Source organism: Micromonospora sp. L5 (genome assembly GCF_000177655.2).
Classification (GTDB): Bacteria; Actinomycetota; Actinomycetes; order Mycobacteriales; family Micromonosporaceae; genus Micromonospora; species Micromonospora aurantiaca.
Genome location: NC_014815.1, coordinates 2,046,659 through 2,061,385, shown reverse-complemented (window position 1 = coordinate 2,061,385; position 14,727 = coordinate 2,046,659). Strand labels below are relative to the sequence as shown.

Here is a 14,727-nt window from a genome sequence, read left to right as displayed (position 1 = left end):
AGCGGTGCCGGGGGGAGAACGTCCATGAGTGTCATCCGACCGACGACCGTAGAGGTCGAGACGTCGCTAAGGCTCGTCGCGCCTGACGCCACCGCCTTGCCGGTGCGTGCCAGTCTGCGTTACGACCCTGCTGACCCGTATGCGGTCCATGTCCTGTTCCATGCCGAGTCCGCCGGCGGCGAGGCGGTGAGCTGGTCGTTCGCTCGCGAACTGCTGGTCACCGGGCTCGACGAGCCGGCCGGCATCGGTGATGTGCGGGTCTGGCCGTGGGCCACCCCGCGCGGCGACTTCGTCGCGCTGGCGCTGTCGTCGCCGGACGGCAACGCCCTGTTCGAGGTTCCGCGCAGCGTGCTGGTGCGCTTCCTGCGCCGGACCTACGTCGTCGTCCCACGCGGCCGCGAGGCCGAGCACCTGGACGTCGACACCGCGGTGAACCGGCTGCTGGCCGGTCGCTGACACGGCGACACCCGGGGCCGCGCGGATCTGCCGAGTCCGCGCGGCCCCGGCCCGTCTCCAACCCGGGGTACGCGTCAGCCGCGCGTGGTGATCCCGCCGTCGACCGGGATGACCGCTCCGGTCAGGTATGCGCCCGCCCGCGACGCCAGGTAGATCGCGGTGCCCGCCATGTCCTCGGGGCGGCCGATCCGGCCCAGCGGCACCTGCTGCTCGATGGCCGCGCGCGAGTCCGGGTCGTCCAGCGCGAACGCCATCATCTTGCTCTCGAACGGTCCGGGCGCGATCGCGTTGACTGTGATCTGCTCGCCGGCGAGCTGGTGGGCGAGGCCGCGGGTGAGCATGTGCACGGCCGCCTTGGTGGCCGAGTACGCGTACACCTCCATCCACGGCACCCGGATGCCGTCGATCGACCCGATGTTGATCACGCGGGCCGGGTCGTCGGCGCCTGCTGCGGCGCGCAGCTGCGGCAGCAGCGCGGTGGTGAGTCGGAAGACGGCCTTGACGTTCACCGCCCAGAGCTTGTCGAAGGCGCCCTCCGGGTACTCCTCCAACGGCGCACCCCAGGTGGCGCCGGCGTTGTTGACCAGCACGTGGAGCCGGTCGTGGCGCTCCCGCACGGCCTCGGCGAGCGCCAGCGCGCCCGCGTCGCTGCCCAGGTCGGCGGGGATCGCCTCGCAGTGGCCCTCGGCGGACAGTTCCTTGGCGACCGACTCGCACACGTCCGCCTTGCGCGAGGAGATGATCACCCGGGCGCCGGCCCGGACGAAGCCCCGCGCGATCATCAGCCCGATCCCGCGTGAGCCGCCTGTGACCAGGACCGTCTTGCCGTCGACCGAGAACAGATCCGTCATGCCCATCCCATCGCCGTCTTCCGGCCGCGGGCCGGTCGGCCGGGGCCGCGTGGCCGGGTGCGGAGCGCACGCCGGCCCGGGTCTTACCGATCGGTAACCTAACCGTCCGGCTCGGCTGCCGACAAGAGCGGCCCGAGCGGGTGAAACCGTCGAGATGCAACGTGCGCGCGGGCCGGTTACCGTCGGGATGATGGTCACTACCGGTCAGCCCTCCCCGGCCACCCGCACCGGCCTGCCGGAGTTCCGCCCCGGCACCGACGAGATCGTCACCGGTGTGCTCGGCGACCTCGCCGCCGAGCCCGGCTGGCCCCGCCCGGTCCTGCTCGACCGCGATCTGCTGATCCTGGTCACTCACGGCCACGGCACCGCCGAGCTGGACTTCCGGCCCGTCCCCTGCCGTCCGGGCACGCTGCTGCGCGCGCATCCCGGCCAGGCGCTGCGGTTCGTCGGCGCCCAGCTCGACGCGACTGTGGTGAGCTGGCGGCCGGACGCGCTGCGCGGCCTCGACGTCGACCCGGACGCGGTGCCCGCCCACCGTCAGCTCGCCGGCGAGGACGAGGACGCGGTGATCAGCGAGGTGAGCCAGCTCGCCGTGGACGCCGACCGGCACGCGCTGGTGCCGGCCGCCGCGGCGCTGCTGCGCCACCAGCTCGCCGTGCTGCTGCTGCGGCTGAGCCTGCTGCCGCACCCGGGCGACGGCGCGACGCCCCGGGCCGAGACGGAGACGTTCCGGCGGCTGTGCCGCGAGGTGGAACGCGGCTACCGGCACACCCGCCGGGTGGAGGACTACGCCGCCCAGATCGGCTGTTCGGTGCGTACCCTGACCCGGGCCTGCCTGGCGGTGACCGGCCGCAGCGCCAAGCAGGTGATCGACGAGCGGGTGGCGTTGCAGGCGTGCCGGCTGCTCGCCGCCACCGACGAGTCGATCGCCGCGATCGGCCGGGAGCTGGGTTTTCCCGAGCCGACGAACTTCGGCCGCTTCTTCACCCGCGAGGTCGGGGTGAGCCCGGGGACGTTCCGGGCCGAGCGCGAGCGCCCGCTGGCCGTCCGTCTGGTGCGACCCCGGCCGCCCGCCGACTCCCCCGTGCCGGGCGGCCAGGCATGATGGCACTGTGCAGATCTCCGCGCGCGGCGACTACGCGGTCCGGGCAGCCCTGAGCCTGGCCACCGCGTACCCCACCCTGCTGTCCACCCAGGCCATCGCGGCGGAGCAGGACATGCCGCGCAAGTTCCTCGAGGCGGTGCTGGCCGACCTGCGCCGGGCCGGGGTCGTCCGGGCCCAGCGCGGCGCCGAGGGCGGCTACACGCTGGCCCGGCCGCCGCGGGAGATCACCATCGGGCACGTGTTGCGCGCCGTCGACGGTCCGCTCGCGGGGGTACGCGGGCTGCGCCCCGAGGAGACCCGGTACGAGGGGGCGGCGGAGAATCTGCCCCGCCTCTGGGTGGCGGTACGCGCGTCGGTGCGCCGGGTGGTCGACGAGGTGAGCCTGGACGAGCTGGTCAGCGGCCGGCTGCCGGCTCACGTGCGCAAGCTGACCGCGCAGCCGGACGCGTGGGAGCCGCGCTGATTCACAGCGTGCCGACGACCTCCTCGTAGGGCAGGCGCGGCAGCCGTTCCCGCCAGGCGTCCGGCGCCGGGCGGCCGATGTTCATCAGCAGCAGCACCCGGTGCCGCCCGCCGGGGAAGAACTCGCGTTCCACGCCTGCGGCGTCGAATCCGGCCATCGGTCCGGCGGCCAGCCCGGCGGCGCGTACGCCGACCAGCAGGTAGCCGATCTGGAGCGCGGCGTTGAACCGGGCCTGCGCCTCCCGGCCGGCCGGGTCGCCGGTGAACCAGTCGCGGGCGCCGGGGCGGTGCGGGAACAGTTCGGGCAGCCGGTCGTGCCAGTCCACGTCGGCGGCGAGCACGGCGGTCAGCGGTGCGGTCGCCGTCTTGTCCCGGTTGCCGGCGCTGACGTACGGCAGCAGCCGCGCCCGCGCCTCGGCGGAGCGCAGCAGCAGCACCCGCAGCGGCTGGCCGTTCATCGCTGTCGGGCCGTACCGGATCAGGTCGTGGACGGCGCGGACCTGCTCGTCGGCGACCGGCTCGTCGGTGAACGCGTTGGCGGTGCGGGCGGCCCGGAACAGCAGGTCCTGGGCGGCCCGGTCGAGCGCGATCAGGTCGTCGGCGGCGGCGGTCACCACGCCTCGGGCCAGTCGCCGAGCGTGGTGGTGTAGCCGCCCCGGTGGTGCAGCAGCGGGTCGCCGTCCTCACCCGCGCCGAGCGCGAGCGGCTCGCCGAGCAGGATGGTGTGGTCGCCCGCCTCGATCCGGCGCACGACCCGGCACAGCAGCACTGCGAGCGCGTCGCCGATCAGCGGCACGCCGAACGGCCCGATGGTCCAGCCCGGGTGGGCGGTGAACCTGTCGATGCCGCTGGTGGCGAAGATCTGCGCGATCTCCTGCTGGCCGGAGGCGAGCAGGTGCACCGCGACGTGTTCGGCCTGCTCGACTGTGGGCCAGCTCGACGACGCGCGGCCCAGGCAGACCGAGACCAGCGGCGGGTCGAGCGACACCGACGTGAACGAGGTGGCGGTGAAGCCGGCCGGCGGCAGGTCCGGCCGCATCCGGTTGCCGCGCAGGCCCGGTGTGGTGACGACGGTGACCGTGGACGCCTGGCGGCGCAGCAGGCCGCGGAACGAGTCGACGTCGACCGGGCGCAGCTCGACGGTGGCGGCGCCGGGCCGGTCCACGGTGGTCACGACGCCACCAGCTGTCGGCGCGACGGTGAGTGCAACCGGTCCACGAGAGCCTCCAGTCCAGGGGTAGCAGCGGCGGCACGGTGTTCTCTCCCGATACCCCCGGATGAGGGATGCGATGCGGGGCGACCAGCACTCATGCTGCCGACCGCTCTCCGCGCCGGTCAACGCCCTTCCAAAGAGTGAGACTTTCGTCGCTGGCATTGTTACTACCCGCCACCACCAGCATTTACGACTCCTTAACACCTACCCGTTGGATAGAGATTTTGCCGGGTGGCGGTCCCACCGTCCAGAGCGGACCGGGCATGGTTTCGCGAATCGTCGAACCGGGCATGTTCCAGACCGCAGAGGCAGGGAGACGAAGGAGGCACCCCCGATGGGCGTCCAGTTCCGCAAGCGCAAGAAGTACGGACCGCTGATCCTCCACTTCACCCAGAACGGCTTCTCGTCGTGGAGCATCAAGATCGGCCGCTGGTCCTGGAACTCGAACACCCGCGCCCACCGCGTGGACCTTCCGGGGCCGCTGTCCTGGAAGCAGGACAAGACCCGGGCCTGACCACCCGGACGTGGATCGGGGCGCCGGCGACAACGCCGGCGCCCCGATCGTCGTACCGGCCGGGTTCGCGGTTCCGCCGACCACGGCGTCCCGGTGACCGGAGAATCGCCGCATGGCGGACGTGTCCCTGCGGCGGTTGCGACGGCGGGCCGTCGCGGCCTGCGCCCTCATGCTGGTCGGCTACTTCCTGGTGCCGGTCGAGGCCGATCCGAACGGCCTGCGGCTGGCCCTGCGCTCGATCGGCACGGCGGTCCTGGTGGGGGTGATCGCGTTCCTGGTCACCGGCCAGGTCCGCCGCCAGCTCGTCCGGGACCAGCCGACCGGCCGGGACGAGGACCGGGCGCTGACCCGGCTCGCGGTCGCGCTGATCGCCGGGCTGCTGGTCTTCGCGCTCGGCGACTACGTGGTGGCGAACACCCGGCCCGGGGAGTTCGTCGGCCTGCGGACCCGCGTCGACGCGCTCTACTTCGCACTCGCGACGCTCACCACAGTCGGGTACGGCGACGTGCACGCCCAGGGTCAGATCGCCCGGGTGGCGGTGTGCGCGCAGATGGTGTTCAGCATCGGTGTGGTCGCCACCGGGGCGTCGATAGTGGTCAAGCAGATGACCCAGCGGTCGGGACGGCGCTGATCGTCACGTCCCCGCCGAGCCGGCCGTGCTCCGGGTCGCGGGTCACCGCGCCCGAGGCGAGCAGCGAGGTCAGCGCCCGGTTGACGTCGGCGGCCCGGTAGACGGTCGAGGTGGTGGCGAAGCGGCGCAGCTCGGTGACCGTACGCGGGCCGGAGCGGGCCAGCTCGGCCAGCAGTTCCCGGCGCAGCGGGCCGGGCTCGGGGTCGAGCGAGATGTCGAGCAGCCGGCCCTGCGGGTCGGCCGGGTCGCGGTAGCGCACGCCGGCGTACTCGTCGACCGCCCAGAGCGCCTCCTTGACCGCCTCCAGCCCGTGGTCGGAGCCGGTGCCGTAGCCGAGCAGCCGTGCCGGGCCGTCCCCGTCGGGCACCAGCTCGACCTCGGTGACGAGCGGGAACCCGGCGTCGGTGAGCGCCGGGCGCAGCGAACGGCCGGGCGCGGTGACGAGCAGCAGTTCGGCCGGGCGCCCGGACGCGGCGGCGGCGAGCAGGGCCGGGTTCGGGTCGGCGCCGTCGGCCACTGTGAGCAGCGGCGCACCTGCCGCACCGGCCGCCTTGAGCGCCACCGGCAGCCGGTCCGGGCCGCCGGGCACGAGGTGCACGGCGACGTCGGCGGGCAGGGCGGCCTCGGCGGCGCCGAGGCGTACCGGCAGGTCGGTGCCGTCGTCGGCCACGACCAGCACGGTCAGGCGCCGCCCGCGCAGCCGGTCGGCGAACTCGGCCACCACCCGCAACGCCTCCTCGGCGCCGGTGGCGTCACCTCCGGCGTACGCGAGCGCGAGCGTGGCCCGCCGCGCCCGGTGCAGCGCGGCGGGGAGCCAGTGGTCGAGCCGGCGGACGAGCAGCTCGCGCAGAACGGCGTCGGTGGACATGGTGCCGTTTCTACCGCACGGCGCGGCGGGCCCGGCCGTGAACCCCGCTCAGACCGGGACGGAGATGCCGACGCCGCCGCGCGTCTGCCCGCCGTAGCGCTGCCGCTCGCGGTCGAGGTCGAGCCGCCCGATGCGGGTACGCGCGGCGAGCGCGGCGTCGTCCAGCAGGTCGGCCGGGACGATCCAGACGATCTCGAACTCCAGGCCGTCCGGGTCGCGGCCGTAGAGGCTCTTGGTGGTGCCGTGGTCGGACGCGCCGACCAGCGCTCCGGCGGCGGAGAGCCGCTCGGCGGTCGCGCCCAGCTCGTCGAGCGTGTCCAGCTCCCAGGCCAGGTGGTAGAGCCCGACGGTGGCCCGGCTGGCCTGGGACGCCCCGGCCGCCGCGCCGATCTCGAACAGCCCGAGGTCGTGGTCGTTGGTGGAGTCGGGCGCCTGGAGGAAGGCGGCGCCGCGGAAGCCCTCGGGCGTCATCGGGACCCGGCGGAAGCCCAGCACGTCGCTGTAGAAGGCGACGCTGCGCTCCAGGTCACTGACGTAGAGGACGGCGTGGTTGAGTCGGTGGATGCCCATGCCACCGACCGTACCCCCATTTTGTTGAGCGTTCAACTATCGGCGCTATGATGGGCGTCATGACCCGGTGGCTGGACCCCGACGAGCAGCGGACCTGGCGCGCCTTCCTGACCGCCTCCCGGGCGCTGATGGAGACACTCGACCGCGAGCTGCAACACGACGCGGGCATGCCGCACGCGTACTACGAGATCCTTGTCCGCCTCTCCGAGGCCCCCGGCCGGCGGCTGCGGATGAGCGAGCTGGCCGAGCTGACCGGCTCCTCGCGCAGCCGGCTGTCGCACGCCGCCGCCCGGCTGGAGGCGTCCGGCTGGATCCGCCGGGAGGACTGCCCCACCGACCGGCGCGGGCAGGTCGCCGTACTCACCGACGAGGGCTTCGCCACCCTGGCCGCCGCCGCGCCCGGCCACGTCGAGGGGGTACGCCGGCACCTGTTCGACGCGCTCAGCCCGGCCCAGGTCGACCAGCTCCGCCGGATCAGCGAGACGCTCGCCGACCACCTGACGGATTCGGGACCAAACTGATCCACTGCGGGTCTTGTACATACCGTCGCCGGACGAGCACGATGGGGCGTGTCCTCCGGCTTCGCTGACCTGACCGTCCAGGCGCACCAACTGGTGTCCGAAGGCGACCTCGACGGCGCGCAACGGCTGCTCGCCGACGCGCTCAGCGACGCGGATCCCCGACCCGGCAACGCCTCCCCCGAGCTGGCCGAGGCAGCCGGCCTCCAGGCCCGGGTGCTGGTCGCGCTCGGCGAGCCGCACTCCGCCCGTGGCTGGGCCGCGTTCGCGTACGCGGCGGCCACCCGGCTGTTCGGCCGCTCCGACGAGCGCACCGTCACCGCCGCCGCGACGCTCGCCGCGGTGCTGCACCGGGTCGGCAGCGACGCCCGGGCGGCCCGGCTCTACTCCGACGTCATCATCGAGCTGACCGCCCGCGACGGCCCGGAGTCGCAGCGGGTGCTCGCCGCGCACGCCGACCTGGCCACCGTGGAGTACGCGCGCGGCCAGTGCGAGGTGGCCCGCGACCGGTTGCAGGACGCCTGGGAGCTGCACCGGGAGGTCTACGGCGACGGTCACCCCAGCGGCATCAAGATGCTGGCGAAGCTCGGCGCGATGGAACGCGACTGCGGCCGGTACGCCGACTCGCACGAGCACCTGACGCTCGCCGAGGAGCTGTGCCGGCTGCACCTGGACTCCGACGACCCGCTCGCCGCGCAGGTGGCCGGGCTGGCCCGCGCCGCCGCCGACCCGGACCACGTCTGCCCCGCGCCCGCCCCGGCTCCCGAGCCGCCGCCCGCCCGGACCACGCCTGTGGTGCCCGCCGCCCGGGTGCCCCCGCCCGCCGAAGGGCCGCACGACCTGCCGCCGTACTCGCCGCCCGCGCTCGACGAACCGGTCGAGACGCCGCTCTACCACCCACCCGGACGGGCCGCCGAGACCGCGCACGTGCCGACGCCGCGTACCGCGCCGGAGGCCGACGGGTTCGACGACTACCCGTGGCCGCCCGACGAGCCGGCCGAGCAGCCGTGGCGCCCGGACGCCGACCCGCTGCCGCCCACAGTGGTCGGTCTCGCCGACGACCAGGCCGGGGTACGCCGAGTGCCGCCGCCCCCACCAGAGCCGCCGTCGCGCTACCTGCCGGTGCACGTGCCCCGGCCACCCGTCGCGGAGCGGCGCGCCCGGCCCTGGCTGCCGCTCGTGGTGCTCGGCGTCGCGGTGGCGCTGCTGCTCGGCACCGTCGCGGTGATCGCCGGGGTGTCCCGGGTGGACGACGGCCGCGACGCCCCGCCACCGGCCACCAGCGCTCCGCCGCCCACCTCCGCCGGTCCCGTGCCGTCCACTCCCGCAGCCGCCAAGCCTGGCACGCCGCCCGGAAGGTTCACACTCACCGACCGACGCGACAGCATCGTGCTGAGCTGGACGTACCCGGCCGGCGCGGAAGGGCCGGTGGTGGTCGCCGGGGGCCGGTCCGGGCAGCCGCAGGGCACGTTCGCGACGCTGCCCGCCGGGTCGGCCGACTACATCGCCTACGGGCTCGACCGCACCACCGACTACTGCTTCACTGTGGCACTCGTCTGGTCCACCGACACGGTCGCGCGCACCGGCCCGGTCTGCACCAAGCGCCGCCGCTGACCGCTCACTCCGCGTCCGGCTCGGCCAGCGCGGGCAGCCGTACCGTCGCGCGCAGCCCCGGCGCGGCGGCGCCGGGCGTCGCGTCGGCCAGCTCCACCGTGCCGCCGGCCCGCCGTACCAGCTCACGCACGATGGCCAGGCCCAGGCCCGCGCCGCCCGCGTCGCGGGCCCGCGCGTCGTCGAGCCGGGTGAACCGGGCGAACACCCGCTCCCGGTCCGCCGCCGGGATGCCCGGCCCGTCGTCGGTCACCGTGATCAGGTGGTACGCCCCGTCCGGCCCGCTCACGGCCAGTTCCACGGCCGAGTACGCGTGCCGCAGCGCGTTGTCCACCAGGTTCACCAGCACCCGGCGCAGCTCCCCCGCGTCCCCCTCCACCCATCGGGGCGCATCCGGCGGCGTCAGCCGGACCGGCGGCGACGGGTAGCGGGCGGCCACACCGCGCAGCAGCTCCCCCAGCTCCACCGGGCCGACCGGGGACGGCCGGGCGTCCTGCTCGTCGAGGCGGGCCAGCAGCAGCAGGTCGTCCACCAGGCGGCTCAGCCGCTCCGTGTCGGCGAGCAGGTCGTCGGCGACCGCCGGCCAGTCGGTGTCGCCGCCGAGACGCCGGGCCACCTCCAGCTCGGTACGCATGTTCGTCAGCGGGCTGCGCAGCTCGTGCGCGGCGTCGGCGACGAACGCGCGCTGGCGGTCCCGGGACGCGGCCAGCCGGTCCAGCATGTCGTTGAGCGTGACCGCGAGCCGGTGGATCTCGTCCTGCCCGGCCGGTACGGGCAGCCGCTCCGCCCCGGCCCGCCCGGTGATCTCGGCGGCGCCGCTGCGCAACTGCTCGACCGGGCGCAACGTCGCGCCCACCACCCGCCAGGCCACCACGCCGAGCCCCGCCACCAGCAGCGGGAAGCCCACGAGCAGCAGGTTGCGGACCACGTGCAGGCTGTGCCGCACGTCGGTGAGCGACTTGGCGACCAGCACCGTACGCGGCTCCTGCGCCGTGCCGGCCGGCACCGTGACCACCCGGACCGGGCCGGGCATGCCGGCGCGCCGCCCGTCCACCACCAGCCGCTGCCGCTGCCCGGGACGCAGCTCGTCCGGGCCGAGCATCGGCACGAGGCGGTCCGCGTCGATCGAGGCGGCCCGGATCCGGCCCTGCGCGTCGACCACCTGCACCCGCAACTGACCGCCCGCGACAGGCAGCGGGTCCGGCAGCGCGTCCTCGGCGGCCAGCAACGCGACCGCGTCGGCGGTACGCAGCGCCTCCTCGTCGACCGACCGTTGCAGCGTCCAGCCCAGCGCGCCCAGCAGCAGCGCCCCGCCGAACGCGAACCCGACCGCCAGCCCCAGCACGCCCAGCGCGAGCAGCCGCGCCCGCAGGCCCAGCCGCGGCAGCGGGCCGCGTACCCACCGGCTCATGTGGCCAGCCGGTAACCGGCGCCGCGTACCGTCTCCAGCCGCTCCCGGCCGATCTTGCGGCGCAGGTAGCCGACGTAGACCTCCACCGCGTTCGGCGCGGTGTCGACCGAGGCGTCCCAGACGTGGTCCAGCAGCTCGGTCTTGGAGACCACCTCGCCGGGGCGGCGCATCAGGTAGTCCAGCAGCGCGTACTCGCGGCTGGTCAGCACCACCTCGGTGTCGGCCCGGGTGACCCGGCGGCGGGCCGGGTCCAGGCGCAGGTCGCCGACGGTGAGCACGGTCGGCCGCCGGGGCGCGCCGCGGCGCAGCAACGCCCGCAGGCGGGCCAGCAGCACCACGTACGAGAAGGGCTTGGTCAGGTAGTCGTCGGCGCCGCAGTCCAGGCCGTCGGCCTGGTCGTACTCGCCGTCCTTGGCCGACAGCATCAGCACCGGCAGCCAGCGCTGCTCGGCGCGCAGCCGGCGGACCACCTCGTACCCGGACAAACCGGGCAGCATCACGTCGAGGATCATCGCGTCGTACTCGCCGTGCCGGGCCGCGTCCAGCCCGTCCGGGCCCGTGGCCGCCACGTCGACCACGAAACCCTCCGCCGACAGGCCCCGGCGCAGCGCCGCCGCGAGCCGCGTCTCGTCCTCCACCACCAGCAACCGCACCGGTCAAGGGTGCCACCATGGGGTCACCCGTAGGGGATCTCCTCAGCGTGGTCACAGCGACGGTCGCGCAGCATGGAGCGCAGGAGGTGCACACTATGTCAGTGATGAAGAACCGCGCCGTGCTGCGCTGGCTGGTCCCGGTGACCGCGGGGGTCGCCGTGATCGGCGGTGGCGCCGCCGTCGGCACGTTCGCCGCCGGCGCCGACCCGGCGCTGCCGCCGCGCAGCGCCGCCCAGCTCCTGGAAGACCTGCGCACGTCCCGCCTGGACGGGCTCTCCGGCACCGTGGTGCAGCGCGCCGACCTCGGCCTGCCGCCGATCGCCGCGCTCGCCGGCCAGGCCACCGGCAACGACCTGGCCGGCCTGGTCTCCGGTACGCACACGCTGCGCGTCTGGTACGGCGGCGAGGACCGGCAGCGGCTCGCGCTGGTCGACACGCTCGGCGAGCAGGACATCCTGCGCAACGGGCGCGACGTCTGGACCTGGAACAGCCGGGAGAACACCGCGACGCACCGGAAGCTGCCGGCCGACGCGCCGGAGCGGGCCACCGTGCCGGCCACCCCGGCCGACGCCGCGGACCGGGCGCTGGAGGCGATCGACCCGACCACCGCGGTCACCGTCGGCCGCACCGCAACGGTCGCCGGGCGGGACGCGTACGAGCTGGTGCTCACGCCGCGCGACAAGGCGTCACTGGTCCACCAGGTCCGGATCGCACTCGACGCGAAGGAGCACGTGCCGCTGCGCCTGCAGGTGCTCGCCGACGGGCAGGACGAGCCGGCGTTCCAGGTGGCGTTCACCCAGGTCGACTTCCGCACGCCGGAGGCCGACCAGTTCCGGTTCAACCCGCCGCCCGGCGTTAAGGTCACCGAGGCGACCGAGGGCGAGCGGCCCGGACCGGCCGGTAAGCGGTTCGAGAAGAAGGACGCCGAGAAGCCGGACGTCCGTACCGTCGGCACCGGCTGGACCACAGTGGTGGTCGCCAAGATCGGCGACGCGGCGACCGGCGGCGGCGCGAAGCCCGGCGCGGACGCGCCGGATGCCCAGATGCTGGGGCAGGTGCTCGGTGACCTGCCGAAGGTCAGCGGCGACTGGGGCAGCGGCCGGCTGCTCAGCGGCAAGCTGTTCAGCGTGCTGCTGACCGACGACGGCCGGGTGATCGCCGGTCTGGTCACGCCGGAGCGGCTCTACGAGGCCGCAAAGGGCTGAGAATCGCCGTGCCCGGGGCTCGGCCGGCTGACGCCGGCCGGGCCCCGAGTCGTGTCCGGGCTTGGTCTGGTGGCTGCCGACGCGCTATCTTTCTCAGTTCAGGCACAGAAAAGGAATGGCTTCTGAATGCCATTCCTGCGGCAATTTTAGTCAATGAGGAGCCGGATTGTCAACGCACTCCGACGTGTCGGCTGACCTGCGCCAGGACGACGAGATCGGCCGGGAACAGGAATACGTCTCGATGCTGTACGACCGGCTGGACGGCATGCGGGAACAGGCCGCCCGGCGGCTCGACGAGGAGTTGCGCCACACCGGTGGCACGCAGCAGGCCCGCTCGCAGCGCGACTCGACAGTCGCGATGTACGCCGACCAGGTCGAACAGTTCTCCGCTGTGGAGAGCGGCCTGTGCTTCGGCCGCCTCGACGGCGACGACGGCGCGGTCCGCTACATCGGCCGGATCGGGATCTTCGACTCGTCCGGCGACTACGACCCGCTGCTGATGGACTGGCGCGCCCCCGCCGCCCGGCCGTTCTACCTGGCCACCGCCGCCAACCCGCAGGGCGTACGCCGCCGGCGCCACCTGCGCACCCGGGACCGGAAGGTGACCGGGCTCAACGACGAGGTGCTCGACATCGCCGCCGCCTCCCCCACCGCGCACGAGGAGGTGACCGGCGAGGCGTCGCTGCTCGCCGCGCTCAACGCCGGGCGCACCGGCCGGATGCGCGACATCGTCGAGACCATCCAGGCCGAGCAGGACCGCATCATCCGCGCCGACCTGCCCGGCGTGATGGTGGTCCAGGGCGGCCCCGGCACCGGCAAGACGGCCGTGGCGCTGCACCGGGCCGCGTACCTGCTCTACACCCACCGCCAGCAGCTCTCCACCCGCGGCGTGCTGCTGGTCGGCCCGAACGCCACGTTCCTGCGCTACATCTCCCAGGTGCTGCCCACGTTGGCCGAGACCGGCGTGCTGCTGCGTACCCAGGCCGACCTGTTCCCCGGCGTACACGCCCGCCGCGCGGAGCCGGCCACCACCGCGGCGCTGAAGGGCCGCGCGGTGCTGGCCGAGGTGCTGGCCGCCGCGGTCCGCGACCGGCAGTGGGTGCCCGACGAGCCGGTCACCATCGAACTGCCGCAGCGGGAGGTGCTGACGCTCGACCTGGAGACCGTACGGCAGGCCCGGGACCGGGTACGCCGCACCGGCCGCCCGCACAACCTGGCCCGCGCGCTGTTCGACGTGGAGATCGTGCACGCGCTCGCCGACCAGGTGGCCGAGCGGATCGGCGCCGACCCGCTGGGCGGGGACAACCTGCTCTCCGAGGCCGACCGCGCGGAGATCCGCCGCGAGCTGCGCGAGGAGCCGGAGATCCGGGCCGCGCTGGACGAGCTGTGGCCGGTGCTCACCCCGCAACGCCTGCTCGCCGACCTGTACGCCTCGCCGGAGCGGATCGCCACCGCCGCGCCGATGCTCACCGACGACGAGCGGACCGCGCTGCACCGCGAGCCGGGCGGCTGGACGCCAGCCGACGTGCCGCTGCTGGACGAGGCCGCCGAACTGCTCGGCGAGGACGAGCGTGCCGCCGTGGCCCGCCGGGAGCGGATCCGGGCGCTGGAACGCGAGTACGCCGAGGGCGTGCTGGAGATCTGGCGCGGCTCCCGCTCCATCGACGTGGAGGACGAGGCCGACGGCGGTGAGATCCTCGGCGTCACCGACCTGATCGACGCGGACCGGCTCTCCGAGCGGCAGGAGGAGTCCGACCGGCTCACCACCGCCCAGCGCGCCGCCGCCGACCGGAACTGGGCGTTCGGGCACGTCATCGTGGACGAGGCGCAGGAGCTGTCGCCGATGGCCTGGCGGCTGCTGATGCGCCGCTGCCCGAGCCGGTCCATGACGATCGTCGGCGACGTGGCGCAGACCGGTGCGCTCGCTGGCACGCCGTCGTGGGGCGAGGCGCTGGCGCCGTACGTGGCGGACCGGTGGCGGCTGGAGGAGCTGACTGTCAGCTACCGCACCCCGGCCGAGATCATGGCGGTCGCCGCCGACGTGCTGGCCGAGATCGACCCGGCGCTGCGGCCACCCCGCTCGGTACGCGCCACCGGCGTACCGCCGTGGGACCGGACCGTACCGGCGGACCGGCTGGTGACGGAGCTGGTCGAGGCGACGGCCCAGGAGGCCGCGTCGCTCGGAGACGGGCGGCTCGGCGTGCTGGTGCCGACCGGGCGGGTGGCCGAGCTGGGCGGCGCGGTGGTGGCGGCGCTGCCGGAGGCGACGGTGGGCGAGCAGCCGGAGCTGGCGAACCGGATCGTGGTGCTGACCACCGAGCAGGCGAAGGGCCTGGAGTTCGACTCGGTGCTGGTGGTCGACCCGGCCCGGATCGTCTCCGAGTCCCCAAGGGGCCACAGCGACCTCTACGTGGCCCTGACAAGAGCCACCCAGCGCCTAGGCATCCTCCGCACCCCCTAACTCCCCCCCCTCCACCCGCCCTCCGCCCGCCCTCTGCCCCGTCGATCATGAAGTTGACGGCGATGTCGATCTCCATTTCCGCCGTCAACTTCATGATCGACCGGCCCGGGCACGTGCTGCCCCACGTCCCGCCGGCGCACCCTCCCGCGCTCCTCGCCCCCCTGCCCCTGCTCCGCGATCATGGAGTTGCGGCCCCGG

General features: G+C 74.5%; 16 protein-coding genes. 9 read left to right on the top strand and 7 right to left on the bottom strand.

What is annotated here, in order from left to right:
• The first annotated feature begins 24 nt into the window (after positions 1-24).
• Positions 25-456 (top strand): SsgA family sporulation/cell division regulator, encoded by a 432-nt coding sequence (locus ML5_RS10010; RefSeq protein WP_007457244.1) that lies wholly within the window; start codon positions 25-27, stop codon positions 454-456.
• 74 nt (positions 457-530) lie between these two features.
• Here the strand turns inward: ML5_RS10010 and ML5_RS10005 are convergent, their stop codons facing one another.
• Complete coding sequence (locus tag ML5_RS10005) at positions 531-1,307, bottom strand: glucose 1-dehydrogenase (protein ID WP_013474586.1); 777 nt, start codon at positions 1,305-1,307, stop codon at positions 531-533.
• A 187-nt stretch (positions 1,308-1,494) separates the two neighbouring features.
• Between ML5_RS10005 and ML5_RS10000 the strand changes: the two genes are divergently transcribed.
• The gene (locus ML5_RS10000; protein ID WP_013284926.1) at positions 1,495-2,412 is read left to right on the top strand and encodes a helix-turn-helix transcriptional regulator; all 918 of its coding nucleotides are present in this window, start codon (positions 1,495-1,497) and stop codon (positions 2,410-2,412) included.
• 7 nt (positions 2,413-2,419) lie between these two features.
• The gene (locus ML5_RS09995; protein WP_013284925.1) at positions 2,420-2,875 is read left to right on the top strand and encodes an Rrf2 family transcriptional regulator; all 456 of its coding nucleotides are present in this window, start codon (positions 2,420-2,422) and stop codon (positions 2,873-2,875) included.
• A 1-nt stretch (position 2,876) separates the two neighbouring features.
• Here ML5_RS09995 and ML5_RS09990 read toward each other — a convergent pair whose 3' ends face one another.
• Together ML5_RS09990 and ML5_RS09985 are read right to left on the bottom strand one after the other, a co-directional pair.
• Positions 2,877-3,488: a malonic semialdehyde reductase gene (locus ML5_RS09990; RefSeq protein ID WP_013474585.1), complete on the bottom strand. Its 612-nt coding sequence runs from the start codon at positions 3,486-3,488 to the stop codon at positions 2,877-2,879.
• Positions 3,485-4,048, bottom strand: a complete 564-nt coding sequence (locus ML5_RS09985) for a flavin reductase family protein (RefSeq protein ID WP_013284923.1) — start codon at positions 4,046-4,048, stop codon at positions 3,485-3,487. The genes ML5_RS09990 and ML5_RS09985 overlap by 4 nt, the downstream gene beginning before the upstream one ends.
• 373 nt (positions 4,049-4,421) lie before the next feature.
• On the opposite strand from ML5_RS09985, the gene ML5_RS09980 reads away from it, so the two are divergent.
• Positions 4,422-4,601 carry a DUF4236 domain-containing protein gene (locus ML5_RS09980; protein ID WP_013284922.1) on the top strand — a complete coding sequence of 60 codons (180 nt, stop codon included), beginning with the start codon at positions 4,422-4,424 and terminating at the stop codon, positions 4,599-4,601.
• Positions 4,602-4,713: 112 nt separating this feature from the next.
• A complete protein-coding gene (locus ML5_RS09975) occupies positions 4,714-5,232 on the top strand; it encodes a potassium channel family protein (protein WP_013284921.1) in 519 nt (172 codons plus the stop codon).
• Here the strand turns inward: ML5_RS09975 and ML5_RS09970 are convergent.
• Together ML5_RS09970 and ML5_RS09965 are read right to left on the bottom strand one after the other, a co-directional pair.
• Positions 5,198-6,100 carry a hypothetical protein gene (locus tag ML5_RS09970; RefSeq protein WP_013474584.1) on the bottom strand — a complete coding sequence of 301 codons (903 nt, stop codon included), beginning with the start codon at positions 6,098-6,100 and terminating at the stop codon, positions 5,198-5,200. The two genes, ML5_RS09975 and ML5_RS09970, sit on opposite strands and share 35 nt — an antisense overlap.
• Positions 6,101-6,148: 48 nt before the next feature.
• Positions 6,149-6,670, bottom strand: coding sequence for a VOC family protein (locus tag ML5_RS09965; RefSeq protein WP_013474583.1), 522 nt, complete (start codon positions 6,668-6,670; stop codon positions 6,149-6,151).
• A gap of 50 nt (positions 6,671-6,720) precedes the next feature.
• Between ML5_RS09965 and ML5_RS09960 the strand changes: the two genes are divergently transcribed.
• Together ML5_RS09960 and ML5_RS09955 are read left to right on the top strand one after the other, a co-directional pair.
• The gene (locus ML5_RS09960; protein WP_013284918.1) at positions 6,721-7,191 is read left to right on the top strand and encodes a MarR family winged helix-turn-helix transcriptional regulator; all 471 of its coding nucleotides are present in this window, start codon (positions 6,721-6,723) and stop codon (positions 7,189-7,191) included.
• A gap of 48 nt (positions 7,192-7,239) precedes the next feature.
• On the top strand, positions 7,240-8,802 hold the full coding sequence (locus ML5_RS09955; RefSeq protein WP_013474582.1) for a tetratricopeptide repeat protein: 1,563 nt from the start codon (positions 7,240-7,242) through the stop codon (positions 8,800-8,802).
• 4 nt (positions 8,803-8,806) lie between these two features.
• Here ML5_RS09955 and ML5_RS09950 read toward each other — a convergent pair whose 3' ends face one another.
• Both ML5_RS09950 and ML5_RS09945 read right to left on the bottom strand, forming a co-directional pair.
• On the bottom strand, positions 8,807-10,210 hold the full coding sequence (locus ML5_RS09950) for a cell wall metabolism sensor histidine kinase WalK (protein WP_013474581.1): 1,404 nt from the start codon (positions 10,208-10,210) through the stop codon (positions 8,807-8,809).
• Positions 10,207-10,863: a response regulator transcription factor gene (locus tag ML5_RS09945; protein ID WP_013284915.1), complete on the bottom strand. Its 657-nt coding sequence runs from the start codon at positions 10,861-10,863 to the stop codon at positions 10,207-10,209. The genes ML5_RS09950 and ML5_RS09945 overlap by 4 nt, the downstream gene beginning before the upstream one ends.
• Before the next feature lie 95 nt (positions 10,864-10,958).
• Between ML5_RS09945 and ML5_RS09940 the strand changes: the two genes are divergently transcribed.
• Positions 10,959-12,068 (top strand): sigma-E factor regulatory protein RseB domain-containing protein, encoded by a 1,110-nt coding sequence (locus ML5_RS09940; protein WP_013284914.1) that lies wholly within the window; start codon positions 10,959-10,961, stop codon positions 12,066-12,068.
• Positions 12,069-12,309: 241 nt separating this feature from the next.
• The gene (locus ML5_RS09935; RefSeq protein WP_236619434.1) at positions 12,310-14,529 is read left to right on the top strand and encodes an AAA family ATPase; all 2,220 of its coding nucleotides are present in this window, start codon (positions 12,310-12,312) and stop codon (positions 14,527-14,529) included.
• The last annotated feature ends 198 nt before the right edge of the window (positions 14,530-14,727 follow it).